General features: G+C 67.6%; 21 protein-coding genes. 12 read left to right on the forward strand and 9 right to left on the reverse strand.

Annotated features, from left to right (window positions below; all coding sequences use genetic code 11):
• Nucleotides 1-8: 8 nt before the first annotated feature.
• Together QRN67_RS00320 and QRN67_RS00325 are read right to left on the reverse strand one after the other, a co-directional pair.
• Nucleotides 9-1,778 carry a LysM peptidoglycan-binding domain-containing protein gene (locus QRN67_RS00320; RefSeq protein ID WP_285409719.1) on the reverse strand — a complete coding sequence of 590 codons (1,770 nt, stop codon included), beginning with the start codon at nt 1,776-1,778 and terminating at the stop codon, nt 9-11.
• Nucleotides 1,779-1,794: 16 nt separating this feature from the next.
• Nucleotides 1,795-4,545, reverse strand: a complete 2,751-nt coding sequence (locus tag QRN67_RS00325; protein WP_285409721.1) for a type VI secretion system Vgr family protein — start codon at nt 4,543-4,545, stop codon at nt 1,795-1,797.
• A gap of 470 nt (nt 4,546-5,015) precedes the next feature.
• Between QRN67_RS00325 and QRN67_RS00330 the strand changes: the two genes are divergently transcribed.
• From QRN67_RS00330 to QRN67_RS00370, 9 genes are read left to right on the forward strand one after another with little or no spacing between them, the layout of a single operon-like run.
• A complete protein-coding gene (locus QRN67_RS00330) occupies nt 5,016-6,047 on the forward strand; it encodes an ABC transporter substrate-binding protein (RefSeq protein ID WP_285409722.1) in 1,032 nt (343 codons plus the stop codon).
• A gap of 6 nt (nt 6,048-6,053) precedes the next feature.
• Entirely contained in the window at nt 6,054-6,836 is a 783-nt protein-coding gene (locus QRN67_RS00335) for an ABC transporter ATP-binding protein (RefSeq protein ID WP_081267182.1), read from the forward strand.
• A 10-nt stretch (nt 6,837-6,846) separates the two neighbouring features.
• Nucleotides 6,847-7,710, forward strand: coding sequence for an ABC transporter permease (locus QRN67_RS00340; RefSeq protein WP_285409724.1), 864 nt, complete (start codon nt 6,847-6,849; stop codon nt 7,708-7,710).
• A 52-nt stretch (nt 7,711-7,762) separates the two neighbouring features.
• Nucleotides 7,763-9,145 carry an FAD-dependent oxidoreductase gene (locus tag QRN67_RS00345; RefSeq protein WP_285409725.1) on the forward strand — a complete coding sequence of 461 codons (1,383 nt, stop codon included), beginning with the start codon at nt 7,763-7,765 and terminating at the stop codon, nt 9,143-9,145.
• On the forward strand, nt 9,142-10,311 hold the full coding sequence (locus QRN67_RS00350; protein WP_285409727.1) for a CaiB/BaiF CoA transferase family protein: 1,170 nt from the start codon (nt 9,142-9,144) through the stop codon (nt 10,309-10,311). Before QRN67_RS00345 ends, QRN67_RS00350 begins: the two co-directional genes overlap by 4 nt.
• A complete protein-coding gene (locus QRN67_RS00355; protein ID WP_285409728.1) occupies nt 10,308-11,084 on the forward strand; it encodes an enoyl-CoA hydratase-related protein in 777 nt (258 codons plus the stop codon). Before QRN67_RS00350 ends, QRN67_RS00355 begins: the two co-directional genes overlap by 4 nt.
• 28 nt (nt 11,085-11,112) lie before the next feature.
• Complete coding sequence (gene fdxA, locus QRN67_RS00360; protein ID WP_285409730.1) at nt 11,113-11,448, forward strand: ferredoxin; 336 nt, start codon at nt 11,113-11,115, stop codon at nt 11,446-11,448.
• Between the two features lie 27 nt (nt 11,449-11,475).
• The gene (locus QRN67_RS00365; RefSeq protein WP_106933957.1) at nt 11,476-12,390 is read left to right on the forward strand and encodes a LysR family transcriptional regulator; all 915 of its coding nucleotides are present in this window, start codon (nt 11,476-11,478) and stop codon (nt 12,388-12,390) included.
• A gap of 49 nt (nt 12,391-12,439) precedes the next feature.
• The gene (locus tag QRN67_RS00370; protein WP_285409732.1) at nt 12,440-13,201 is read left to right on the forward strand and encodes an SDR family NAD(P)-dependent oxidoreductase; all 762 of its coding nucleotides are present in this window, start codon (nt 12,440-12,442) and stop codon (nt 13,199-13,201) included.
• Nucleotides 13,202-13,217: 16 nt separating this feature from the next.
• On the opposite strand, the gene QRN67_RS00375 is transcribed toward QRN67_RS00370, so the two are convergent.
• Complete coding sequence (locus QRN67_RS00375) at nt 13,218-14,228, reverse strand: CbrC family protein (RefSeq protein WP_285409734.1); 1,011 nt, start codon at nt 14,226-14,228, stop codon at nt 13,218-13,220.
• A gap of 95 nt (nt 14,229-14,323) precedes the next feature.
• Here QRN67_RS00375 and QRN67_RS00380 point away from each other — a divergent pair, with 95 nt between their 5' ends.
• The 3 genes from QRN67_RS00380 to QRN67_RS00390 all read left to right on the forward strand — a co-directional run bounded on the left by QRN67_RS00380 (nt 14,324) and on the right by QRN67_RS00390 (nt 16,298).
• Nucleotides 14,324-14,608, forward strand: coding sequence for a hypothetical protein (locus tag QRN67_RS00380; RefSeq protein WP_285409736.1), 285 nt, complete (start codon nt 14,324-14,326; stop codon nt 14,606-14,608).
• 77 nt (nt 14,609-14,685) lie between these two features.
• Nucleotides 14,686-15,297, forward strand: coding sequence for a hypothetical protein (locus tag QRN67_RS00385; protein WP_285409737.1), 612 nt, complete (start codon nt 14,686-14,688; stop codon nt 15,295-15,297).
• A complete protein-coding gene (locus QRN67_RS00390; protein WP_285409739.1) occupies nt 15,294-16,298 on the forward strand; it encodes a hypothetical protein in 1,005 nt (334 codons plus the stop codon). Before QRN67_RS00385 ends, QRN67_RS00390 begins: the two co-directional genes overlap by 4 nt.
• On the opposite strand, the gene QRN67_RS00395 is transcribed toward QRN67_RS00390, so the two are convergent.
• The 6 genes from QRN67_RS00395 to QRN67_RS00420 form a co-directional block, all read right to left on the reverse strand.
• Nucleotides 16,270-16,851: a nucleotidyltransferase family protein gene (locus tag QRN67_RS00395; RefSeq protein ID WP_285409741.1), complete on the reverse strand. Its 582-nt coding sequence runs from the start codon at nt 16,849-16,851 to the stop codon at nt 16,270-16,272. The genes QRN67_RS00390 and QRN67_RS00395 overlap by 29 nt on opposite strands.
• A 5-nt stretch (nt 16,852-16,856) precedes the next feature.
• Nucleotides 16,857-17,315 carry a RidA family protein gene (locus QRN67_RS00400; protein WP_237675076.1) on the reverse strand — a complete coding sequence of 153 codons (459 nt, stop codon included), beginning with the start codon at nt 17,313-17,315 and terminating at the stop codon, nt 16,857-16,859.
• The gene (locus QRN67_RS00405) at nt 17,312-18,280 is read right to left on the reverse strand and encodes a transglutaminase family protein (protein WP_081267170.1); all 969 of its coding nucleotides are present in this window, start codon (nt 18,278-18,280) and stop codon (nt 17,312-17,314) included. Before QRN67_RS00405 ends, QRN67_RS00400 begins: the two co-directional genes overlap by 4 nt.
• A gap of 22 nt (nt 18,281-18,302) precedes the next feature.
• Nucleotides 18,303-19,145 carry a basic amino acid ABC transporter substrate-binding protein gene (locus tag QRN67_RS00410; protein WP_285409746.1) on the reverse strand — a complete coding sequence of 281 codons (843 nt, stop codon included), beginning with the start codon at nt 19,143-19,145 and terminating at the stop codon, nt 18,303-18,305.
• A gap of 122 nt (nt 19,146-19,267) precedes the next feature.
• Nucleotides 19,268-22,030 carry a circularly permuted type 2 ATP-grasp protein gene (locus QRN67_RS00415; RefSeq protein WP_285409748.1) on the reverse strand — a complete coding sequence of 921 codons (2,763 nt, stop codon included), beginning with the start codon at nt 22,028-22,030 and terminating at the stop codon, nt 19,268-19,270.
• Between the two features lie 63 nt (nt 22,031-22,093).
• Entirely contained in the window at nt 22,094-25,600 is a 3,507-nt protein-coding gene (locus QRN67_RS00420; protein WP_285409750.1) for a transglutaminase family protein, read from the reverse strand.
• Nucleotides 25,601-25,735 lie beyond the last annotated feature (135 nt).

The raw sequence follows: 25,735 nt of genomic DNA on the forward strand, positions 1-25,735 counted from the left end.
CTTAGGGTTTAGTCGATGGATGGTTTTTTCGATTTTTTGGGCTTTTCATTTTTGATATTCATCGACTCGTTGAGCGCGTCTGCATCTTGAATGTCGAGTCCTGGCGCGAGTAGATCCTTCTTTGACTGTTCGAAGTAGGCGGTCGGGATGAAGTATTTGAAATTCTTTGCAGCCCCCAGGGGCTTGATATTTCGATTTTTCCTGTCTGGCGGCGTAGGGATTTCTGGTATTGTCGACGTGAATGCCGAGAAATTTATTCTCTGATTTTGATTTCCTCCCAGCAGAATTGGGTTGCCGGATTTGCTTATCGCGTAGATGAATCCGACATGTATTCCTTGTCCGTACTTGGTGGTTTCCACGGCTATGGCACCATATATCGGCCTTTCAAGCTCCAAAAACAACGGATTCCTGATCTTCGACGCCTCCTTCTTGGATTTTTCTTTTGGTCCAAATACTTCGTAGAAACCATGTGCTCGGGCCTTGTCTGATTTACGATCCGGATAGCCAGCGTTTTCGATGGGGTATCCTGCTCGCATCAGGCACCAGTTCACGAACGCCGCGCACCAGGCATTGTTGCGGCCTTCCAAGGATTTGAGGCCATCGCCGATTTCCGCGTGATAGTTGATTTTGTTTTGCAGCGTGGTCTCGACTTCTCCAGCTCTGAGCTTCGCTTCCGCGATGGCAATCGGCATCCACGGCGCGCGGCCAAGCGTCGGATTGAGGAGCGCTAGAACCTTTCCGGTTCCTTCTTTGGATCGCTCCTGATCCGTCGTCCTTGCGCTGGATGGGGCAGGTGGTGATGGCCTATGAACCCCCGCATTTTTCTTGGCATTTCCGGAAATAAATAAAATTTCGCCGGGAAAAATAAGATCACTGTGCAATCCATTGCGCTCCTTGATTGAGGCAATACTTGTTCGATATAGTTTTGCGATTTTCCCGAGACTATCGCCCGGCTGAATCACATAGCTCACGGGTCCTTTATTTGCCGGTGAAGAGCTATTGATCTTTTCCGACCCCGCAACGCCCTTCCATTTCCTGAACTTCGCCAGCAGGTTGAAATCCTTGCCCGTCTCGCCGCCGATGGATCCAATCTGCACCGGCTCCTTGGCTTTGGGACTGATCACCTTGACGGCCACGGTCGATCTGTCCACCGGATGAATCACCGGAGGAAACCGCCCGGTGGCATCCGACTTCAACCTCTCCTCGCCGTTTTCCCTCTGCAGAATGATTTCCGCATCAGGCACGGGCTGGCTGCCATCCGTCGCGTTGATCCTGCTCACGGCCGCCCATGTCTCCTTGCGGGTTTCCGGCCGTGCGTGAAAGCCTTCTATCGTCGCGATGCTGTCGACGATCTTTTCAATCTCGGCGCCGGTGCATTCGTTGATCTTCCTGTCGGCCGGGATGCCGCTCGTCCTGAGCAGGTCGTCGATGTATTTCCCGGTGTTGTTCTCGTGCTTGGGTGCGTAGTTGGGAATGGCCTCCGGAATGGTCCGTTCGCCGTGCATGCGCTTCAGGTTCGCCTTCAGCTCGGCTCGACCTGCGTCTTCGTCGGGGAATATCAGGAATGTCCTGCCCGACCGGGTGGTGGCGAACCCGACGTAGCCCCGCGCTTTTTTCGGCGCAGGCAGGCCGTCCACCATCCGGGCTGTCAGGTCCCCGGGGTTGTTGATGCGCCACGGCAGCGTTCCGCCCGAGCGAAGCAGGTGCCGGCCGTCTTCGCAGATGAACTCGGCGACTTCGATGTTGGGATGGTAGGTGGCGGATATCAGCTTGGGCATGGTCGTTTTTTGCTGTTCAGCCCGGTCCGTTCAGGTAAGCCTGCACGGAGGACTCGGAGAGAAAGTGGTCGGTGCCCGTGCTCCCCCCGGGCGGTGCGTACTTCGAGCCCTCGAGATCCGGCGGGTCGTCGTCCAGACCGTCGCTGTCCTCGGGCCCGGCTGCATCGGAGTCGTCCTCACGCGTGCGGATCGTCGGAACCTCGCTCCAGTCCCAGGCCTCCTCGCCCACGATCAGCACGGCCTCGTCGGGCGTGTCGAATTCGATCCGGGGCAGCCTGCCGTCCTCGGGGATGACGCCTTCGGCCCTGGTCTGCTGCTTCTCGTCAACGATCCGGTAGGGCAGGCCGGTCATGGCCATGTGCCCGAACACTTCGTCGCTGCCCAGTGGCGCGAAGCGCACGCTGTACCTGTCGTCGAGGCTCACGCCTTCCATTCGCTGGAGCTTGGCCATGTCCATCGGGCCGGCGTAGCTGTGGGTGCGCGCATGTTCACGCCAGAGGCCTTGGGTGCCATGCACGATGCCGGCGCGGTTCCACTTGGTGAAGCTGCCGCCGCCGCTGACCACGATCTCTTCCCGGGCGGTGATGCTGATCCGGTCGGCCTCCTGCTTGATGTCGAGCCTGGCCAGCAGGTTGATGCTGTTCTGCAGAGCGACGATGTCGATGCCGGCGGTGGCGGCAGTCAGGCGGATGGCCTTGTAGGCAAAGAGGCGCGCGGCTTCCCTGACGCTGACCAGGAAGCTCCTGCCCGCGCTGATGCTGGTGTGGCCGCCGCTGCTCAGTGCGTTGTGCGTGATGCTGGCGATATGAGTGGCGCCGGTCGCGGTGCTCTGGATGCCGGCCGCGCTGGCGAGCACGAGGTGCGGCTCGCGGAGCTCGGGAAACGTGCCGTGTTGCGAGCCGCCCTTGATGGCGTCGTTCTGTTCCTTGAGAGCTTGCGTGACCGCGTCCTGGTCGCCCGCTTCGTGCGCCTTGGCCTCCTGCGCGGTCCGGCCCTGGCGTTCGTGCAGGTCGCGCGCCGCCGTCAGGCGGGCGACGGTCTCCCCGAGGTCGGTGATGTGCGCTTGCGCATCGGGGCGCGCCTCGGTGGTGAGCAGCAGTCCCTTGGCGGCGCGAACCGACGCATGGCCGTCCGTGCGCAGTTCCGCGCCTTCGCCCCGGTCATCCGCGCGGCCTTCCGTGCCGTCGATGCGCCCGATGTGGCCAAGGCTCAGGCTGCTGCAGAGGTGATCGCTCTTGAGTTGCGCCTGGATCTTGCCGGGGTGGTCGTCCAGTGCCAGGTGGTTGCCGCGCGCGCCGCCTGCGCGGCCCGAGCCGTCGTCGGCACGCAGTTCGCGGCTGCGGATGCCTGACAGGTTCGCCTGGTCGGGCAGGCGCCATGCAGGCATGTTCGTGGCGTTGAACACGCGCCCGGTGACGATGGGGCAGTCGGGGTCGCCGTTCAGGAAATCGACGACGACCTCATGCCCGACGCGCGGCAACGCCGCCGTGCCGAAGGTGTCGCCCGCCCAAGACATCGACACGCGCACCCAGCAACTGGAGTTCTCGTTGCGCGCGCCAAGGCGATCCCAGTGGAACTGCACCTTGATACGGCCGTGCCGATCGGTCCACGTCTCTTCGTTCTTCGGGCCGACCACGATGGCCGTTTGCGGCCCGCGCGTGCGAGGCCTCGGCGTGACGCGCCGGGGCCGCCATGCATGGTCGGCAGGTTGCGCTTCGAAGGCAAAGCGTTGGACGGAACCTTCGCCGGCACCCGTGCCTTCGCTGGCCTGGATGTTTTCCTGCAGTTCGTACTCGACGCTGGTCAGCAGGTACTTGCGGTTCTGATCGTCCCTCGGGTGATTGGCGAGTTCGAAGACATGGCCCGGCGCCAGTTCGCGCCTGTTCGAGCGCCCGCTTGCGACGCAGCGTTCGCTCAGCTGCTCTTCGGTGCGAATGCGCGTATGGATCTCGCCGTCATCGTGCTGCGTGTAGCCGCCGGGCCATTCGTAGCATTCGAAGTCGTCGTGCGTGTGCCCGGCTGGCGCCTGTCGCTGGCTCGAGAGATCGGCCGCTGGCTTGAGAAAGTCGTAGTCGTCGGTGAAGTGAAGGCCGGAGCGCACTTCTTCACCGGGCCTCCATTCGAAGATGCGCTCGCCCGGGTTGGCGCGGTTGCCGCCGGTCATGCCCGCCTTCTCCGATGGATGGAAGCGCACCGTCTCGCCGCCCGGCAGCGGGTCGTGCGAGGCTGCGATGTCGTCGGCGAACACCAGAACATGGCGCTGTGCCTCGTGCCTGAAGTAGTAGCAGATGCCTTCCAGTTCGCACAGGCGAGAGACATACGAAAAATCGCTCTCGTTGTACTGAACGCAGTAGTCCCGCACCCGGTATTCGCGGCTGAGCCTTTGCTCCACCGGATAGCCATAGCGGCCGAGCACTTCGGCGAGGATATGGGGAACCGACTTGTCCTGGAAGATGCGAAAGTCGCTTCGAAGCGTTGCGAGCCACAGCCACGGGCGCAGCCTCATGCGGTAGAAGCTCTGGCGGGCGTCCACTTCGGCCAGCCCGAAGAACGCGGTGATGCCGCCCAGGTAGCGCATGTCGCCGCTCTCGGTCTGCACTGCCACGGTGGCGGGCTTTCCGAGCAGCATCTTCGCGTCGATGCCGTTGCTGTTGCCGAGCAGGTCGACTTCGAAGTCGTAGAGCCGGCTCAATGCCTCGCGCCCCGCCAGCCGGTGAAACTGAAGCGCCTCTCCCAACGGCGTCTGAATGGTGACCCGGCGCGTCATGGCAAAGCCGGGCCATCGAAGATGGACATTGGTGGTTCCTCCCTGATATCGCGGCCGCTTCAGTCGCAATCGGCCATTGGTTTTTGCGGAGTATGAAAGCGCTCGGGGTTTCCCCGGTGCCCGTTGCGAGATACGCCGCGGATTCGTGAATGAGTACACGTGCCTGTGTGCGCCTGCAAGCATTGGCAATCTGTGTGAGCCGAATGTGCGCGGGGCGGCAAGACTTGTCGCGTGCTCATGGTTTTCCCGAAGCTGGTGCATGCGCTCGTGCCGCATGCACCGCAATGTCGCTGGGCGCGCGCGAGGGGAACTATTTTTTAGTTCGCCCGTTGCGAAAAACGGTGCTTGGTGCGCGCGCACTGCACTCCTAGCATTCGCCTCGCTGCCTCACATGCCTTCGTCCGCATCGCAAGGCGGCACACAAGAGCCGAACGACTTCACCTCATCGCATCGAAGAAAAGGAATCCGACATGGCCAACCTCCGCGACCCGGGTCGCCGCAGCCTTCTCAAGACGTCGCTCATCGCGGGCGGGCTCTCCGCCGGCGGACTGCTCTCGGTCGACGCCTTCGCGCAGGGCAAGGCGCGCATCAACATGCAGCTGGGCTGGATCGTCGGCGGCAACCAGATCGGCGAAGTGGTCGCCAAGCGCATGGGCTTCTACGAGCAGGAAGGCATCGACTTCGCGATCCAGCCCGGCGGCCCGAACATCGACGGCGTGGCCATCATCGCCTCGGGCCGCTACGAGGTGGGGCAGGTTTCGTCGAGCCCGTCGATCATGCTGGCGGTGTCGCAGGGACTGCCGATCAAGTGCTTCGCGGTGGGCGCGCAGAAGCACCCCTACACCTACTTCTCGCTCGCCAGGAACCCGGTGCGCAAGCCGGCCGACCTGGTCGGCAAGCGCGTGGGCATTCCTTCGACGGCGGCCATTCTTCTGCGCGCGCTGCTGGCCAAGAACAAGATCGCCGAGAAAGACGTCAAGGTGGTCTCCATCGGCGCCGACATGTCGCCGCTGCTCACCGGCCAGGTCGACGTGGTGACGGGCTGGCTCACCAACACCACCGCCATCAAGGTGCTGGGCCCCGACATCGCCTCGCTCACGCAGTGGGATGCGGGCGTGCGCCTCTATGCGCTGCCTTACTACGCATCGACCAAGACCCTGGAGACGCAGCCCAAGGTCATCGAGGCCTTCCTGCGCGCCACCGCCAAGGGCTGGCATTACGTGCGCGCCAATCGCGATGCGTCGGTCGACATGCTGGTGAAGGAGTACCCGAACCTCAAGCGCGAGGACGAGCGCGTGGCGGTCGACGCGATGCTCGAATACGCCTTCGGCGGCCTCGCGCAAACGCAGGGCTGGGGCGCGATGGACCCGGCCGTGTGGCAGGAGCAGATCAACACCTACGCGGAGCTGGGCCAGTTCACCGCGCGCACGCCGAAGGTGGAAGACGTGATCTCGCTCGACGCGCTCAAGGCCACCGCCGCCGCGCGCGCCATGAAGGGCTGACGCGCCATGGCCGCCGTTCTCAGTACACCGCCCGCCATCGCCTGCCGCGACATCGGCGTGCGCTTCTTCACCGAGCGCCGCGACGTCACCGCCATCAAGAGCCTGGACCTCGACGTGGCGCAGGGCGAGTTCCTCACGCTGCTGGGCCCCTCGGGCTGCGGCAAGTCGACCTTCCTGCGCGTGGTGGCCGACCTGCTGCAGCCGAGCAAGGGCCGCATCGAGGTGCTGTCTTCCACGCCGCAGGCCGCGCGCAAGAACCGCGACATCGGCTTCGTGTTCCAGGACGCGGCGCTGCTGCCCTGGCGCACCGCGCTGCAGAACGTGGAACTGCCGCTGCAGGTGGGCGGCGGCGCAAGCCGCAAGGGCCGCCGCTCGCCGCGGGAGCTGCTCGAGCTGGTGGGCCTGAAGGACCGCCTGAACGCCTTTCCGCACGAGATGTCGGGCGGCCAGCGGCAGCGCGTGTCGATTGCGCGCGCACTGGCCAGCGACCCCAAGATCCTGCTGATGGACGAGCCCTTCGGCGCGCTCGACGAGATCACGCGCGACAGGCTCAACGAAGAGATCCTGCGCGTGTGGCGCGAGACCGGCGTGACCATCCTCTTCGTCACCCACAGCATCCACGAGGCGGCCTTCCTCGGCCAGCGCGTGCTGATGCTGGCCGCCAACCCCGGCCGCGTGCGCGAGATCGTGCCGGTGGAGCTGCCCGCCGAACGCACGCTCGAAATGCGCGAGACCCCCGAGTTCGTCCGACTCACGAGCCACCTGCGGCGCGTGCTGGAAACCTGCTGAGGCCGAAGCCATGAATACCCGTTCCATCGATACGACCGTGCCTGGGGCGCCAGGCGCCATCGGCGCGCCGCCCTCGGCCGATCCCGAATACCTCGCCTGGGCCGCCGCGCGGCAGAAGCGCATCTGGCGCCGCCGCATCCTGCCGGCGCTGGGCATCGTCGGGCTCATCGCCCTGTGGTGGCTGGTGATCGTCGCGTTCGGCGTCAAGCCCTTCATCGCGCCCACGCCGTGGGCCGTGCTGGAAACGCTGTACGCCAAGCGCGACGTGCTGCTCGACAACCTTTTGCCCACAGCCTTCGAGGCGGCCGGCGGCTTCGTGCTGGGCAACCTCGCGGCCATCGCCGTTGCAACGGTCTTCGTGCACAACAAGACGCTGCAGGACATCTTCTTTCCTGTGGTGCTGATGTTCAACGCCGTGCCGCTGGTGGCCAAGGCGCCGGTGCTGGTGCTCATCATGGGCAACGGCATGGAGCCGAAGATCACCATCGCCGCGCTGGTGTGCTTCTTCCCCACGCTGGTGAACATGGTGCGCGGGCTGGAGTCGGTCAACCCGCAGGCGATGGAGCTGATGCGCGTGCTGTCGGCCAGCAAGACCGAGATCTTCTTTCGCCTGCGCCTGCTGAACGCGTTGCCCTACCTGTTCTCGGCCCTGCGCATCGCGGCGTCGATGTGCGTGATCGGCGCGGTGGTGGGCGAGTGGGTGGGTGCCACGGTGGGCATCGGCGCCATGATTCTGCAGGCCACCTTCAACTTCGATTCGCCGTTGCTCTACGCCGCGATCGTGATGAGCGCAACGCTCTCGGGCCTGTTCTTCTTGCTCGTGACGCTGGCCGAACGCTGGGTCATCCGCTGGCAGCCGGAGGCCGCGCCCTGACCGTTCGGGCGCATTCCAAAAACACAACCAGACATTTCAACAGGAGATTTCTATGAGCCGTATTGGCGACTGGATGCAGGAGCCCGCGCACGACGTTCGCGTGGCAGCCGAATCGGACGTGGTGGTGGTCGGCGGCGGCCCTGCCGGGCAGGCCGCGGCATTGGCGGCCGCGCGCAACGGTGCGAGCGTGACGCTGCTGGAGCGCTACAACCACCTGGGCGGCCTGGCCTCGGGCGGCATGGTGCTGGTGCTGGACGACATGTGGGACAGCCACCAGCAGGAGATTTCGGTTCGCGGCATCTGCCTGGAAATGATCGAGCGCATGTCCGCGCTCGGCCTGGCCGAGTACCCGCGCCAGCAGGACTGGGGCACGCTGCCCGAATCGGTGCGCCGCTGGAAGCGCTGGGGCACCTACGACTTCCACAGCAAGGAGAAGCCGCACCCCATCTGCTTCGCCGCCGCCTTCGACCCCGATGCGTGGAAGCGCACGTCGCTGGAGATGGTGCTGCAGGCCGGCATCGACCTGCGGCTGCACTCCTGGTTCTCGCGCACGCTGGTGGAAGACGGCAAGGTCAGGGGCGTGGTCTGCGAAACCAAGGGCGGGCGCGAAGCCATTTTGGGCAAGGTGGTGATCGACACCACCGGCGACCTCGACGTGGCGGCATCGGCCGGTGCGCCGCACATCAGCGGCAGCTACATCGTGACGACGGTGTTCCGCCTCGGCGGCGTCGACACGGAAGAAGCCGAACGCTTCGAGCGCGAGGAGCCCGTGGCCTGGCAGGCGCTGGACCGCGAGATCAAGCACATGCTCGGCGGCGCCTGGGAAGCGTGGTGGCTCAAGACGCCGCTGCCGGGCGTGGTGTGGTGCAACTGCCCGCACATGCCGGGCCTCGACGGCCTGAAGGTGAGCGACCTGACGCGCGCCGAGGTGCAGGGCCGCGCCACCATCCACAAGGTGATCGAGTTCGTGCGTGCCCATCTGCCGGGCTTCTCGAAGTGCGTGCTGATCGACATGGCACCGCAGACCGGCATCCGCCAGACCCGCCTGCTCGAAGGCGCCTACGTGATGACCAAGGAAGACGTGGCCCAGCGCACGCGCTTCGAGGACAGCGTGGCGCGCGGACGCGACTACTACTACCCCTACCGCACGCTGCTGCCGCGCAGCGTCGAGAACCTGCTGGTGGCCGGGCGCCACTACTCGGCCACCTCGGCGGCGCAGAAGATCTCGCGCGAGATTCCGCCCTGCATGGCGATGGGCGAGGCCACCGGCACCGCCGCGGCGCTGGCCCTGAATGCCGGCGTGACGGTGCGCGAGGTCGACATCGCGAAGCTGCAGAAGACGCTGCGCGCCCAGGGCGCCGACCCCGGCGACCAGAAGGGGCCGAACGCCGACGTGCCGGCCATCGCCCGTTCTTTCGCGAAGGAGGCCGCATGACGACCGCTGCCGATGCACTGCCGCTGGACGGCATCCGCGTGATCGACTTCACGCAGGTCATGATGGGCCCGGTCTGCACGCAGATGCTGGCCGACCACGGCGCCGACGTGATCAAGGTCGAGCGCAAGGGCGCGGGTGACCTGAGCCGCTCGACCTTCGCGCCGGTGGCGGGTGAAGACAACCCGATCTTCTGCAGCCTCAACCGCAACAAGCGCAGCGTGGAAATCGACCTGCGCGACGCGGCGCAGATGGAACTGGTGAAGGCGCTGATCGCCAGCGCCGACGTGGTCACCAACAATTTCCGCGCCGGCGTGATGGAGCGGCTGGGCCTGGGCTACGAAGACTGCAAGCGGCTCAACCCGCGCATCATCTACGCGGTGGGCACCGGCTTCGGCGAGACCGGCCCCTACGCCCACAAGGGCGGCCAGGACGTGCTGGCCCAGGCGCTCACCGGCGTGATGGCGCGGCGCGCCGACGCCTCGGTGCCGGTGTCGATCTACCCGACTGCGCTGGCCGACTACACCGCCGGCATGCACATGGTGCAGGGCATTCTGCTGGCGCTGCTGCAGCGCGAGCGCACGGGCGAAGGGCAGAAGATCTCGGTGTCGCTCTACAACTCCATGCTGGCCATGCAGATGCAGGAGGCGGCCATGGTGATGATGGAAGACTCCGAGGTGAACTGGGCCGCCATGCCGCTGTCGGGCGTGTTCGACACGCAGACCGGGCCGCTGGTGCTGGTGGGCGCTTTCAAGGCCAACCCGCTGCGCGACATCTGCACCGCGCTGGGCATCGAAGACCTGTCGCTCGACGCGCGCTACGCCACGCTGTCGGCGCAGTTCGCCAACAAGGCGGCGCTGCACGCGATCTTCCACGAGCGCTTTGCGAGCAACACGCGCGAGCACTGGCTTGCGAAGCTCGAAGAGCAGGACCTGCTCTCAGCCCCCGTGCGCGACATGCGCGAGGCGCTGGTCGATCCTCAGACGCTGCACAACGCGATGATCCTCGAGGGCGGCACGCCGTCGGGCCGTGCGCTGAAGTTCATTGCCAGCCCCATCCACATGTCGGGCGCCAGGGCCGGCCTGCGCCGCGCGCCGCCCAAGCTCGGGCAGCACACGGCCGAGGTGCTGGCCGAGGCCCGCGCGCTGATCGAGGAGGCCGATGCATGAGCGTGCTCTACGAAGTCATCGACCACGTCGCCACGGTCACCATCGACCGGCCGGATGTGCTCAACGCGGTCGACCTGCCGACCGAGGCCGAATTGCAGCGCATCTGGAGCGACATCGAGTCGCGCAGCGACATCCGCGCCGTGGTGCTGACCGGCGCGGGCGAGCGTTCGTTCTGCGCCGGCGCCGACCTGAAGAACACCTCCAACCTCAAGGGCGTGGACTACTGGGCGGCGGCGCGGCCAGGCGGCTTCGGCGGCATCGCGCTGCGCGAGACGCTCGACGTGCCGGTGATCGCACGCGTCAACGGCCTCGCGCTGGGCGGCGGCTTCGAGATGGTGCTGGGCTGCGACATCGTCGTGGCCTGCGAGGAGGCCAGCTTCGGACTGCCCGAGCCATTGGTCGGACGGCTCCCGCTGGACGGCGGCATGCTGCTGCTGCAGCGCCAGATTCCCTACCGCCAGGCCATGGGCATGATGCTCACCGGCCAGCGCGTGAAGGCGCAGCGCGCGCTGGAAATGGGCCTGGTCAACGAGGTGGTGCCGCGCGCCGAGCTCGACACGGCCGTCAACCGCTGGGTGCAGCAGATGCTGGCCTGCGCGCCGCTGTCGCTCAAGGCCATCAAGCAGGTGGTGCGCCGCACCGGCACGCTGGCGCCGGCCGAGGCGCACCGCGTGCGGCTGCCGGCGCTGGTGGCGGCACTGCAGTCGCAGGATGCCGACGAGGGCGTGCTGGCCTTCCAGCAGAAGCGCAAGCCGCAGTGGCTGGGCCGCTAGGCCGGCCGCGTCAGCGAAGGTACGTGCCATGCCCCACGTCATCACCGGCGCCTGCATCGACATCAAGGACGGCGCGTGCGTCAAGTGCTGTCCGGTCGATTGCATCTACGAAGGCGAGCGCACTCTGTACATTCACCCGGATGAATGCATCGACTGCGGCATTTGCGTGTCCGCCTGCCCCACGCAGGCGATCTACGAAGACCTTCGGCTGCCGCCCGAAATGGCACATTTCACGGCCATCAACCGCGAGTTCTTCGCGGCCGGCGTCAGCGGGCTGGGCTCGCCCGGCGGGGCGGCCGACACCGGGCCGGTGGCCTGCGACCACCCCGGCATCGCCCTGGAGCGCGCGAGGCCGGCCGGATGAGGCCTGCGCGCGAGGAAGGGCCGGCTGATGCACGCCAGCATCCTCAAATACTTCATCGAAGTGGCGAGCTGCGGCTCGGTGCGCAAGGCTTCGGAGCGGCTCTACGTCGCGGCGAGCGCGGTCAACCGGCAGATCCACAAGCTGGAAGACGAGCTGGGCGTGGAGCTGTTCGACCGCATGCCCAACGGCCTGCGCCTGAACGCGGCCGGCGAGCGCCTGCTCAAGCACGCGCAGGAAACGCTGCACCAGTACCAGGTGATGCGCACCGAGCTCGACGCGCTCAAGGGCGAGCGCACCGGCCACGTGAAGGTGGCGGCCATGGACTCGTTCTTCGAGGAGCTGCTGCCTTCGGCGGTGGAAGACTTCCTGCAGGTGTTCCCGGCCGTCACGTACACCATCACCGCGGTGCAGCCGATGGACGTGCCCCAGATGGTGATGTCGGGCCAGGTCGACGTGGGCATGACCTTCGTGAGCCGGCTACCCGGCGGCGTGGCAGCGGTGGCGCTGGCCAACCTGCCGATCGGCGTGGTGATGCCGCCGGGCCATCCGCTGGCCAACCACGCGCGCGTGTCGCTGAAGGAGTGCGCGCGCTATCCGTTCCTGCGATCGAGCTCGCACCCGGTCATCAGCGCCGCGCTGTCGCCCGAGTTCGCCGCGTTCTGGGACGACATGGAGCCGGCCGCCACCTGCAATTCCACGCCCATGCTCAAGCGGCTGATCATGGCCGGCAAGGGCATCTCGTGCTTCTCGAAGATCGCCTTCATCGAAGACCTGAAGCGCGGCGACCTGATCTGGCGGCCCTTCGAGCTGCCGGCGCTCGACCAGCTGCAGGTCGGCATCGTGGTGCCGTCGCAGCGGGTGCTGCCGCACGTGACGCAGAACTTCGTCGGCCGCATGGCGCGCCGGCTGACCCAGCTGGAGATCGCAGCCGCCGCCGTGTGAACGCGGGTGGCGGGTGCGCCCGTTTTTCAACCCAAGGAGACACGACGACATGAACGATCTGAAGGACAAGGCGGTACTGGTCACGGGCGCGAGCACGGGCATAGGCGCGGCGGTGGCGCGCGCGCTGGGGCAGGCCGGCGCGCGGGTGGCGGTGCACTACCGGGGCAGCGCAGACGAGGCGCGCAACGTGGCGCGCGACATCGAGGCCGCCGGCGGCCGCGCGCTGCTGGTGCAGGCCGACGTGGCCGACACCGCCGCCGTCGACCGCATGGTGAAGACGGTGCATGCCGAGTTCGGCCGCATCGACGTACTGGTCAACAACGCGGGCGGCTTCGTGAAGCGCTCGCCCATCGTCGATGCGGACGACGACTACATCGACGCGGTGTTCCGCCTCAATGCGCGCTCCGTGGTGGCGGTGAGCCGCCGCGTGATTCCGCTGATGGCCGCCAGTGGCGGCGGCGCGATCATCAACGTGACCACGCAGGCCGCGCGCACCGGCGGCGGGCCGGGCGCGGGGCTCTACGCGGCTTGCAAGGGCTTCGTGTCGACCATCACGCGCACCATGGCCAAGGAACTGGTGAAGGAGAAGATCCGCGTCAATGCGGTGGCGCCGGGCGTGATCGAGACGCCTTTTCACGACGGGCATTCGAGCCCCGAGGTGCTGCAGAACTTTGCCAATGCCATTCCCATGGGGCGGCTGGGCACGGCCCAAGAGTGCGTCGGCGCCTTCCTGTTCCTGGCGAGCGAGGCGGCCAGCGGTTATGTGACCGGGCAGGTCATCGAGGTCAACGGCGGGCAGGTGATGCCCTGACGGCCGTGCGCGCCGCTCAGCTCAGGTCGACGTAGCCGCCCAGCTTGCCGCAGTGCAGGCAGCCGAACACGAACACCGCGAAGCTGCGCTCGCGCGACGGCGTGTCGAGCAGCCATTGCCAGCCTTCGCCGGCATCGAGGTGCGCGTCGTCGCAGGTCTCGCGCACGAAGTCGGCGGCCGGCTCCGACGCCAGCAGCGCGCGGTCGACGTGCTCGATCTCGCCGAGGAAGCGGCCGGCGTCGTTGCAGTGCGCCCACCATCGCTCCTGCTGCCAGCTGAAGAAGCTGGGCGTGCGTTGCGACACTTCTTCGATGATGCGCATTGGCAGCTCGACCTCGCCCATGCCCACGCCGGCCGCGTCGTTGAATTCGCCGTCGAACTTCGCCGCGGCCGAGCCGTCGGCGATGCACCAAGGGCAGAAGTGCGATTCGTCGCCGATGGCGTAGAAGCTGCCGCCGTAGATGTAGCCGGTGGCCTGGCCGCAGCACTGGCAGGTTTCGCCGGACGTACGCATCACGCCCGATTCGAACGGATCGGCGTAGTAGCGGAACACGGGCAGTGCACGCGCGGGGTCGGGCTGCACGGCCTCCGGCACGCGGGCCTGGTCGATGGCCGCCTGCAGGTCGCAGGCATACGGCGCAGAAAATTCACCGGTGTGCACGTCGAACAGCAGGATGTCTTCGGCGATGTTGCCGCTCGCGGGGTCGCGGCGCACGAAGAGCTGGCGGTACATCGAGTAGTCGTGCGCAATGCTGATGCCGTCGCGCGGAAAGCGCGCGTCCTGCAGCGCGAGCCGTGTGTAGTGGAGAACATCTTCGGCGGTGCGCTTCATCTGCTTGCGGTCGCTGGCGTCGAAGACCGGATGCAGCTGCCACTCGGCATCGCGTTTGCGCGGGTCGCCGAAGCTGCCGCCGTTGGACGCGGCATAGCGGCTTCGCAGGATCGGGGGCAGGGCGGCGCCCAGTTTTTCTTCGAGCGCGCGCAGTGCGCTTTCGGGTGCGGGTGGGGGCTGAGTGTGTCGATTCATGGAGACGAATGAAGGACCGGGTTGCAGTATGCCGAACACCGCGCGGCCCATCGAACGCCTTCTAGAATCGTCCTCGCATTTCTTCTTGCGGCCGCATGCGGCTCGCCCGGAGCGCAACGCTCCTCCTCACGTTTTTTTCCCTTTTAATGCCTTCCAGATTCCGACTCGCTCTTTCTTCCTTTTTTCTTACCCTGTCCGCTGCCACCGTCTGCGCCGCATCCACGCCTCAGCTCGTGCGCGTGCCCGAATCCGAGTCCGAGCGGGCGACGCAAGCTTCACAGGTTCCGGCGCTCGACCGCGCCGTGACCGATTTCGCCGGCCTGGCCTCCGGCTCCTACTACTGGCCTGAAGGCCTGAAGGCCTGCTGGCAGAACAGCTGATCGCCGGACTGGCATCGCGGCGCCACCGGCAGCAGCAGGCGCTGCCGGACGGCAAGCGTCTGCTGTCGTCGTACCGCTTGCCCAACGGCGGCAGCGAGCGCTCGGCCCTGCTGGTGGACGACCGAAGCGGCGAGGTGCTCGCTGCCGCGCTGGCGCACCGCGAATGCGGTGTGAAGTCGTCGTCCACCGGTTGCCGCGACGACCAGCACGCAGTGCTGTCGATCTTCCTGCGCCCCGGCGTCGATCGCGCACAGGCGCAGCCACTGGTCGACTGGAGCCGCACGGTGCCGAAGGAAGACCTGGACTCCGGCAAGGAAGAGAAGTTCGAGAAGACCGAGTACACGACCATGGACGCCGCGCACACCAACGCCCGGCCGGTCGCGCGGCCGAAGGGCTTTTCGCAGTCCGTGCCGCTGTATCCGAGGGCTGTGCTGCACTACACCGGACAGGACGCCCTGAGCGACGCGAAGGCCAGGCGCGTGCTGCGCCTGCAGACCGTCGACACCGTGGCGCAGGTGCTCGACTTCTACAGGAAGCTGTCGCCGCCGCTCGAGGGCATGCAGTCTGAAGCGGACGAGCGTTCAGGCTATGTGCTCGGCAGCCTCAAGGGCACCGCCTTCTCCGTCAACGCCAAGGTGCCGCGCGACATGCCGGCCATCACCAACATCGAAATCGAGATCGCCGAATGAGCGCGCTGTTTCCAGGGAAGGCACTGGCCTCGCTGCTGCTCGCCTGCACGCTCGGCGCCTCCGTGCACGCGGCGCCCGTCACCACCGAGCTGCCTCCGCCCCGGCTGAAGCTCAGCGAACAACCCAAGATCCGCAGCGCCGTGACTGCCATGGTCGGCTATGCGCGCGGCAGCTACACCGATGGCGACAGGCTCATCGCGGCGCAGGTGCTGGACGGCATGCGCTCGCGCTTCGACGTCACGCGCACCGTGTGGCCCGACGGGCGCACGGTGATCGCGTCGGTGAGCGGCGAAGGCCACGGCGAGGAGCGCTCCGCGCTGCTGCTCGACGGCGAAGGTCGCCTGCTGGCGATCGGCCTGGTCAACGGCCACTGCCGCGATTCCACCAAGCGCGACGAGCCCAAGGTGTGCAACCCCGACCCCCAGGCCGTGCTGACGATCTTCCATCCCGCCGACGCCAGGCCGTCGGATGCCGAGCCGCTGATCGCATGGGCCAGGACACTGCCTTCGTACCACGCGCTCATGGCCGAGAGCGATGACCCCGCCGAAGCAGCGGCTGCGCAGAAGATCGCCACCGTCGAATACATCGCGGGCCAGCCGACGGCGCCGGGCTGGCGCGATTCGGAGCTCCCGGCGGGTTTTCCGGCTTCGTTGAAGCCGCTGCTCGTGCAGGCGGGGGAGGTGAACAGCACCGCCAGCGCCGGCAAGATCGTGATACCGAAGGGGCTGGCCGGCAAGCCGATGTACACCGACCGCGAGAACGCCGAGCTCAAGGGCGCCCGCTGGCCCGATGCCGAAGTGACGCTGCGCAGCTACGCGGCATTCGACGACCTGGTCGCCACCTACCGCGAACTGGCCAAGGGCGCGACCCTGGAAGCCGGCAACAGCGAGCGCGAGGCCGTGTTCAGCGGCACCGACGGCGCGGGCCGCTACACCGTGCGGCTGCGCGATGCGAAGGAAACCGGCGTGTTCATCACGGTGTCGAGCTGGAAGCGCAAGTAGCGATGCGCAGCCAGGGCCAGCGCGACTGGTAGTCGCGCGCCTTCGCGTTGAACATCTCCGGCATCGGCAGCAGCGGATTCATGCGCAGGATGCCGGCGGCCAGGTCATCGAGCCCGTCGGGCGCGTAGAGCGAGCCGTCGGCCAGGTCGATGCCCACGCGGGTGCAGGCGATGAGGTAGCGGTCGATGCCGTCGCGCGCGGACCGCAGGCGCGGGTATGGCGCCTTGAAGCGCTGTTCGTACCAGAGGTGCACGCGCGCCTGGTTCTTGACCTCGACGGTCGCGCCCAGGTCGGCGACGGCTTCGTGCACGCGGCGGATGACGGCGTCTTCAGCCTCCCATGACAGGTCGCTGTCGTCGAAGTAGAAGACGTCGTAGTCCTTCACGCCCCAGCCTGGTGGCCGGCCGGCGGTGTGGTTCCAGGTGGCCTGGAACAGGCAGCCGGCGGTGAGGAAGCCCTGTTTCAGGCCGAGGCGGGGGAGGCGTTTTGCGAGCGCCGCATTGACGGGGTCCCGCATCGCCTGCGCGATGAGGTCGTCGGGCGTCAGCGCCAAGGCGATCAGCCGATCTCGGCGATCAGTTCGATTTCCACGCAGGCGCCCATCGGGATCTGCGCCACGCCGAAGGCGCTGCGTGCATGCGCGCCCTTTTCGGGGCCGAAGACTTCGGCGAAGAACTCGCTCGCGCCGTTGGTCACGAGATGCTGCTCGGTGAAGGTGCCGACCGAGTTCACGAGGCTCATCACCTTGACGATGCGCTTGACCTTGTTCAGGTCGCCCACGGCGGCGTGCAGCGTGCCCAGCAGGTCGATGGCGATGGCGCGTGCGGCCTGCTTGCCTTCCTCGGTGCCGATGTTGGCGCCCAGCTGGCCGGCCCAGACCTTGCCGTCCTTCTTGGCGATGTGGCCCGAGAGGAACACGAGGTTGCCGGTCTGCACGAAGGGCACGTAGGCGGCGGCGGGGGCGGCGACCGGGGGCAGGGTGATACCGAGGCTGGAAAGTTTGTCGTAAACGCTCATGGAGACTCCTTGTCTTGGGATTGCGATTGTGTCTGTGTTTGCGGTACCGCCTCGAGCACTTCCCCCACCGGCTGCACGGTCACGCCGACGCGCAGCGTGTGCCTTGCGCCGCCATGGAGTACGCCGCGCATCGGCGACACGTCGGAGTAGTCGCGGCCGATGGCCAGCGTGACGTAGTCCTCGCCGGGCTGGCGGCCGTTGGTGGGGTCGAAGTCGGCCCAGCCGCCGGGGCTGTTGCCGCCGTCCCCGCTCTTGCCGGGCAGGTACACCGACACCCACGCATGCGAAGCGTCGGCGCCCACCAGCCGGGGCTGGCCGGGCGGCGGCTGCGTGAGCAGGTAGCCGCTCACGTAGCGCGCCGGCAGGCCCATGGTGCGGAAGCACGCGATCATGATGTGGGCGAAGTCCTGGCACACGCCCTTGCGCTGCGCGAGGGCCTCGACGGCGGGGGTGTTGATCTCGGTGCTGTCGGCGTCGTAGTCGAAGTCTTCGTACATGCGCACGGTGAGGTCCATCGCCACGTCGAAGGCGGGCCGCCCGGGCACGAAGCTGGCGCGCGCATAGGCGGTGAAGTCGTCGTGCCGCGGCACGTAGGGCGACGGAAAGACGAACTCCGAGGCGGCGTCGAAGGTGGCGTCCTTGCGGAAGCGGAAACGCTCGCGCACCGCCTCCCAGGGCAGCTCGCGCGCGATGGCCGGCGAGAGCACGGGCACCGAGGTCTCGACCACGCTCTCGGCGGTGACGACCAGCTTGTCGTGCGTGGCCTCGAGCGCGAAGAAGGCGCGGGTGTTGCCGTAGAGGTCGGGCGTTTCGTTGCGCTGCGCGGGCGTCGGCTCGATGGAGAGCTTGTGGCTCACCAGGCGCTGCGAGTCGGTGGCCAGCGGCCTCAGGTGGGCCAGGTGCTGTGCCGTCTCGACCGGCGGGGAGTATTCGTAGCGGGTTTCGTGCGTGACGTGCAGCAGCATGGCGTTGGCCCCGGCTCGTTGGCTACTTGCCCGCTTGCTTCGGCTCGGTGCCGAAGTGCGAGGCGTAGATCCTGGCGTAGGTGCCGTCGGTGCGAATTGCCTCGAGGCCCTGGTTGATCCTGGCGAGCAACTCGGCGTTGCCCTTCTTCACGGCAATGCCGTACTTCTCGACCGGGAAGCTGGCGTCGCTCACCGTCTTGAAGCCGCCCGCCGCGTTGTTCGCGAGGTAGTGCACGACCACGCCGTTGTCGGCCACCACGGCTTGCACGCCGCCGGCTTCAAGTTCCTTCAGCGCGAGCGGGGTCGACTCGAAGCGCTTGATGGCGGTGCTCGACTTGCCGAGCAGCTTGCCGACCACCTCGTCGCCGGTGGTGCCGTTCTGCACGCCGACCTTCAGGTTCTTGATGTCCTCGAACCTGGCCACGGGCGAATCGCTCTTGACTGCGATCAGCTGCTTGGCGTCGAAGTACGGCTGCGAGAAGTCCATCGTCTGGCGGCGCTCGTCGGTGATGGTGATGGCCGACACCAGCAGGTCGCGGTCACCCTGGTCGAGCGAGTTGAAGATGCCTTCCCACGGCGTGTTGACGAACTTGACTTCGATGCCGGCCTTCTGCGCGACGGCCTTCACCACGTCGATGTCGAAGCCCACGATGTCGCCCTTGTCGTTCTGCGACTCGAAAGGCGTGTAGGCGGCGTCGGTGCCGACCACCAGCACGCGGGCGGCGGCCGGCGGTGGCGATGGAGGCGCGCTGGCGGAGGCGGCGGGCGTGGCTGCTTCCTGCTTGCCGCAGCCTGCAATGGCCAGGGCCGTGAGCAGCGCGGCGGCGGTGAGTGCGAAGCGGCGGTTGATGATGTTGCTGGGCATGGATGTCTCCTGGATCTGTCGGGAAACGCCGCGGAACCGGCTTTGCCGGGCCGCGGGCGTTGCCCCCGGTGAGGGGGAGTGCGAAGCGACACGAAGTGCGCGAAGCATGGGGGAGAGCGAGTTCACGCGCCGACCGAGCGCAGCGATTCCGAAGTGAGGGTGAAGTAGCGCGTGCCGATGGCGTCGGACACGTGGTACGCGGCCGACTCGCAGTTGGCCAGCAGTTCGGCGAGGGCCGGGTAGTTGGCGTCCGGGCCGGCGGCGCAGAGGTGTTCGAGCGTCCAGCCGGCAGGGTCGGGCAGCTCGTACGACAGGGCGGTGAGCTTGCCCGGCGCGCTGCCGGCCAGCCGCGCGATGCGTCCGCGCAGCGTCTGCGTGACCCAGGCGAGCGAGCGCGGGTTCTCGGCGTCGAGCACCAGCAGGTCGACCATGGTGGCGACGTCGCGGCGCTGCTGGTAGCGCGCATGGAAGGTGATGGTGCTGTCGAAGAGGGCCACCATCGCCTCGAAGCCGCTCACCTCGTGCACCGCGCCGTTCTCGAAGCCGGCCTGCAGCGCGTTCGACAAAAAGCCCAGGCGCTCGATGTGGCGGCCGATCGAAAGCAGCCGCCAGGCGTCGTCGCGCGTCATGCGGTCGGTCTGCGCGCCGGTCATGGCGGCCAGCGCGGTGCTGGCGGATTCGAGCGCGCGCAGCGCGGCGCTGGAGGCGAAGCTGCCTTCGCCGGCCTGCTCGGCGGCGCGGCGCAGGAATTCGGTCTCGGCGCGAACGATCTGGTTCCAGTTGTCCTGCGACAGCCGCTCGCGTACGGCGGCCGCGGCCTGCCGTATGCACCGCAGGCTGAAGCCCACGCTGCCGCCCCGGTCGACGTCGCCCAGCTCGGCGATCAGCGCGCGCTCGAACACGCGGCGCGACTTCGGCGCGCTGGGCGCCTCGGCCGGCACCAGCGCATTGCGCAGCGCCACGCGGTGCAGCCAATCGAGCAGCGGGCGCGACGACTGGTCTTCGCCGCCCAGCAGGTTGAGCGTGAGGCGCGCCATGCGCACCGCGTTCTCGGCGCGCTCGGTGTAGCGGCCGAGCCAGAACATGTTCTCGGCGGCGCGGCTGGTGACCGGCGCGCGGTGCCGTGCCAGCGATGCCGGCGTGGCATGCGGCTGCAGCAGCGTGGTGCGGTCGACTTCGCCGAGCGTCTGCACCCACACGTCGGCGCTGCTGCCGCCGCGCTGCATGGAGGCGATCTGTGCGTCGGGCCCCGCGAGCCGGGCCAGGCCGCCGGGCAGCACGCGCCACGACTGCGCGCCGTCGCTCACCGCGAACACGCGCAGCATCACCGCGCGCGGCGCGATGTGGCCCGGGCCCAGGTCGTTGGCCCAAGTGGGCATCTGCGACAGCGGCTGGTAGCCCTGCACGGTGTGGACGTCGCCCTCGCGCACGATGCGGCCGGCCCACTCGTCGAGCTCGCGCCGGCCGAGCTGGCTGCCGAGCACCGCGTCGAAGCTGGCGCGGCCTTCGAACCCGGGGTAGGTGGGCTTGATGGCGCAGTCGGCCAGTTGCGGCAGCACGGCTTCGAGCGCGGCGCGCTCGCCGCACCACCAGGTGGGCAGCGCGGGCAGCTTGAGCTTCTCGCCGATCAGGCGGCGCGCCAGCCCCGGCAGGAAACCGAGCAGCGCCGGCGATTCGAGGAAGGCCGAGCCCGGCATGTTGGCCACCAGCACGTTGCCCGCGCGAATGGCCTGCAGCAGGCCGGGCACGCCGAGCGTGGAGTCGGGCCGCAGCTCCAGCGGGTCGAGGAACTGGTCGTCCAGCCGCTTGATGAGGCCGTGCACCGGGCGCAGGCCCTGCAGCGTCTTGAGGTAGAGCCGCTGGTCGCGCACGGTGAGGTCGCTGCCCTCGACCAGCGTGATGCCCAGGTAGCGCGCGAGGTAGGCGTGCTCGAAGTAGGTTTCGTTGTACGGGCCGGGCGTGAGCAGCGCGATGTGCGGCGGCACGCCGGCCGGGCACATGCGCTGCAGGCCTTCCATCATGGCGCTGTAGGTGGCGGCCAGGCGCTGCACCTGCAGCGCCTCGAAGGCCTGCGGAAACTGCCGCGTGATGGCCAGCCGGTTTTCCAGCAGGTAGCCCAGGCCCGAGGGCGCCTGGGTGCGCTGCGACACCACCCACCAGTTGCCGTCGGGGCCGCGCGCGAGGTCGAAGGCGGCGATGTGCAGCCAGGTGTCGCCCGGCGGCTTCACGCCGTGCAGGGCGCGCAGGTAGCCGGGGTGGCCGCGCACCAGCGCCGGGGGAATGAGCCCCTCGGCCAGCAGCTGCTGCGGGCCGTAGACGTCGGCCATCACCCGGTCGAGCACCCGCACGCGCTGCAGCACGCCGGCCTCGATCTGGCTCCAGCTCTCGGGCGAGACGATCAGCGGGAACAGGTCGAGCGACCAGGGGCGCTGCGGGCCGTTGGCGTCGGCGTAGACGTTGTAGGTGACGCCGTTGTCGCGGATCTGCCGCTCCAGGCTGACGGCGCGCCGGGGCAGGTCGTTGAAGCCGCCCGGGCCGAGCTGTTCGAAGAAGTCGTGCCAGGCGGGCGTGAGCGGCGGTTGCTCGCCGGAAGGTTCCTGGGACTGGGACTGGGACTGTGACTGCGTCTGGGACTGAGATTGCGACTGAGAAGGCGAAGGCGACTGCGAAGCCGCCGGCCGCTGCTCCGCGGCGGCGTCGTAAAGCAGCGGGGCCGCGGCGGGCGCGGCCGCGCCACCCGCCGGCCGAGGGGCCGTCACCGGGGTGGCCTGCCCGCGCAATTCGTCGAAGTGTCCGGGCTGGGCGGCCGGGGCGAGCGCCGACGCCAGGGCCGCTGGAAATTCCAGTGCCTGGGCGCCGAACAGGGATTCGTTCAAGGGTTCCACAGGAGGGGGATTGTCACACCGCCGTCACGGCCCGGCCGCTTCGGCAGTGTGGTAGGCACCCCTTCAGCGCCGCAGGTCGAGCGTGAACGGGAACTCGCGGCTGCCCGGCAGCTCGATGGTGGCCGGCGGCGTGCGCATGAGGCCGGGCGTATGGCCGGTGCGCGTGAAGCGCGAATGGCGGCGGCTCTCGGCCTCGTAGGCGTTGACGGGGAAGGTGTCGTAGTTGCGGCCGCCCGGGTGGGCGACGAAATACTGGCAGCCGCCCAGCGAGCGCTTCATCCAGGTGTCGACCAGGTCGAAGGTCAGCGGGGCGTGGGCCTTGATGCTGGGGTGCAGCGCCGAAGGCGGGTTCCAGGCCTTGTAGCGCACGCCGGCCACGAATTCGCCCGTCACGCCCGTGGGCTGCAGCGGCAGCACCTTGCCGTTGACGGTGACGACGTGGCGGCTTTCGTTCAGCCCGGTCACGCGCACCTCGATGCGCTCCAGCGAGGAATCGACATAGCGCACCGTGCCGCCGGCCGAGCCTTCCTCGCCCATCACGTGCCAGGGCTCCAGCGCGTTGCGCAGCGACAGCTCCACGCCCATGGCCTGCATCTGGCCCACAAGCGGGAAGCGGAACTCGAAGTGCGGCGCGAACCAGTCGGGGTCGAAGGCGAAGCCGGCCTGGCGCATCTCGCTGATGACGTCGTCGAAGTCCATCTTGACGAAGGTCGGCAGCAGGAAGCGGTCGTGCAGCTCGGTGCCCCAGCGGGTGACGGGTGCCTTGTAGGGCTCATCCCAGAAGCGGGCTACCAGCGCGCGAATGAGCAGCTGCTGCGCAATGCTCATGCGCGCATGCGGCGGCATCTCGAACGCGCGCAGCTCCAGCAGGCCGAGGCGGCCGGTGCTGGAGTCGGGCGAATACAGCTTGTCGATGCAGAACTCGCTGCGGTGCGTGTTGCCCGACACGTCGATCAGGATGTTGCGCAGCGTGCGGTCGACCAGCCATGCGGGCATGTTCTGGCCGTAGATCTCGCGGTTCTTGGCGATCTCTTTCAGGGCGATTTCGAGCTCGTAGACCTGGTCGTTGCGGGCCTCGTCCACGCGCGGCGCCTGGCTGGTCGGGCCGATGAACATGCCCGAGAACAGGTAGCTCAGCGACGGATGGTTGTGCCAGTAGAGCAGCAGGCTGGCCAGCAGCTCGGGCCGGCGCAGGAAGGGGCTGTCGGCGGGCGTGGCGCCGCCCATCACGAAGTGGTTGCCGCCGCCGGTGCCGGTGTGGCGGCCGTCGGTCATGAACTTCTCGGCCGACAGGCGGGTTTCGAACGCGGCGTTGTAGAGGAACTCGGTGTGGGCGACCAGTTCCTTCCAGTTGTGGGCCGGGTGGATGTTGACCTCGATCACGCCGGGGTCGGGCGTGACGGCCAGCATCTTCAGGCGCGGGTCGCGCGGCGGCGGATAGCCTTCCATCACGATGCGCACGCCCAGGTCGCGCGCGGTGGCTTCCACGGCGGCGACGAGGTCGAGGTAGTCCTCCAGGCGCGCGAGCGGCGGCATGAAGACGTAGAGCACGCCCGAGGCGTTGCCCTTCTTCTCGGCCACCGGGCCGTTGGCGCGGCGCGGGTCGCGCACTTCGACGCACAGCGCGGTGCGCGTGACCCAGTGGGCGGATTCGCCGCGCAGCGGCTGGCGTGTGGTGGACTTGTCGGTGGCGTCGTCGGTTGCCGATGCATCGCCGCTTGCCGCATCGCCGGGGCTTTGCATGCGCAGCGAGGCGGGCACCACGGGCGGCGTGCCGAAGGTGTAGGGCACGTCACCGAGGCCGGCGGCACCAGCTCCGGCGGCGCCCGTCGTGTAGCGCGCGCGGTAGTCGGCCGCGCTCGGAAGTGCGCCGCGCGGCGCGGTCGGGTCGCGCTCGATCAGGTAGGGGTAGTCGCCCTTGCTGGCCCAAGGCTGGGAGTCGAGCGGCAGGCGGTAGCCCATCGGCGAGTCGCCGGGAATCAGGTAGAGCCGGTCGTCGCGCAGGAACCAGGGGCCGGTCTTCCAGGCCGGGCCCGCCAGCGCGGGAGCGTCGCTGTTCGCATTGCCGGGCTCGATGGGCAGCATGTAGCCGATCACCGCGTCGAGCTTCTGCGTGAACACGCGGCGCAGGCGAACGCGTTCGAGTTCGTCGTCGAGCTTCGAGTCGAAGGGGTCGACATTCACCGGCAGGCGGCGTTCGCGCCAGAGGTAGTAGTAGATGTCTTCGTAGCCGGGCTGGATGTAGCGCTCGGTCAGGCCGAGCTTGTGCGCCAGCACGGTGGTGAAGCGGCGTGCGTCTTCGCTGGTGTAGTGGGTGGGAAAGCGTTCGTCGGCGAACAGCTCGGGGTCGTGCCACAGCGTCTGGCCGTCGGCGCGCCAGAAGATCGACAGCGCCCAGCGTGGCAGCTGCTCGCCCGGATACCACTTGCCCTGGCCGAAGTGCAGGAAGCCGCCCTTGCCGTACTCGGCGCGCAGCTTGTGCACGAGCTCGGTGGCGTAGCCGCGCTTGGTGGGGCCGAGGGCGTCGGTATTCCACTCGGGCGCGTCGCGGTCGCTGGTGGCCACGTAGGTCGGCTCGCCGCCCATGGTGAGGCGCACGTCGCCGGCCTTCAGGCGCGCATCGACCGCGTCGCCGAGGGTCAGCACCTCGGCCCATTGCTCTTCGGTGTAGGGCTTGGTGACGCGCGGCGATTCGTAGATGCGCGTGACCTTCATCTCGTGACCGAACTCGACCTCGGATTCGTCCACGCCGCCCTCGATGGGCGCGGCGCTCGATGGCGTGGGCGTGCAGGCCAGCGGAATGTGGCCTTCGCCGGCCAAGAGGCCCGAAGTGGCGTCGAGGCCGATCCAGCCAGCGCCCGGCAGGAACACCTCGCACCAGGCGTGCAGGTCGGTGAAGTCGACCGTGGTGCCGCTCGGGCCGTCGAGCGCCTTCACGTCGGGGGTGAGCTGGATCAGGTAGCCCGAGACGAAACGCGCGGCCAGTCCGCAGTGGCGCAGCAGCTGAACCAGCAGCCAGCCCGAGTCGCGGCAGGAGCCGCTGCCGTTGGCCAGCGTTTCTTCCGGCGTCTGCACGCCGGGCTCCATGCGGATCAGGTAGTTGACGTCTTTCTGCACCTGCTGGTTGATGCCGACCAGGAAGTCGATTGTGCGCTGTTCCTTGCGCTCGACCTTGTCGAGGTAGGCCTCCAGCAGCGGCGTGACCGGGTCGGCCACGAGGTAGGGCGCGAGTTCCTCGGCCTGCGAGGCCGTGTACTTGAAGGGGAAGTTCTCCGCCTGCGGCTCAAGGAAGAAGTCGAAGGGGTTGTAGACCGCCATTTCGACCACGAGGTCGACAGTGACCTTGAACTCGCGTGTCTTCTCGGGAAACACGAGCCGCGCCTGGTAGTTGGCGAACGGGTCCTGCATCCAGTTGACGAAGTGCTCCGCGGGTTCGACCCGCAGCGAATACGAGATGACGTTGCTGCGGCAATGCGGCGCGGGACGCAAGCGCACGACCTGAGGGCCCAACTGCACCAGGCGGTCGTATTTGTAATGGGTGACGTGGTGTAGAGCGGCGTGGATAGACATGCGTTTTTGTGTGCAGTACTGGCAGATTGCATCGGAAAGATGTCTCTGGTGAGACGCATACTAGCCGAGATGCTTAGCAATTAACGCGCCACTGAGCGTGAGTCGGGGAGGGTTTGCATCATGTGTCCGGACGTT

It is taken from the genome of Variovorax sp. efr-133-TYG-130, from assembly GCF_030208835.1.
Lineage (GTDB): Bacteria > Pseudomonadota > Gammaproteobacteria > Burkholderiales > Burkholderiaceae_C > Variovorax.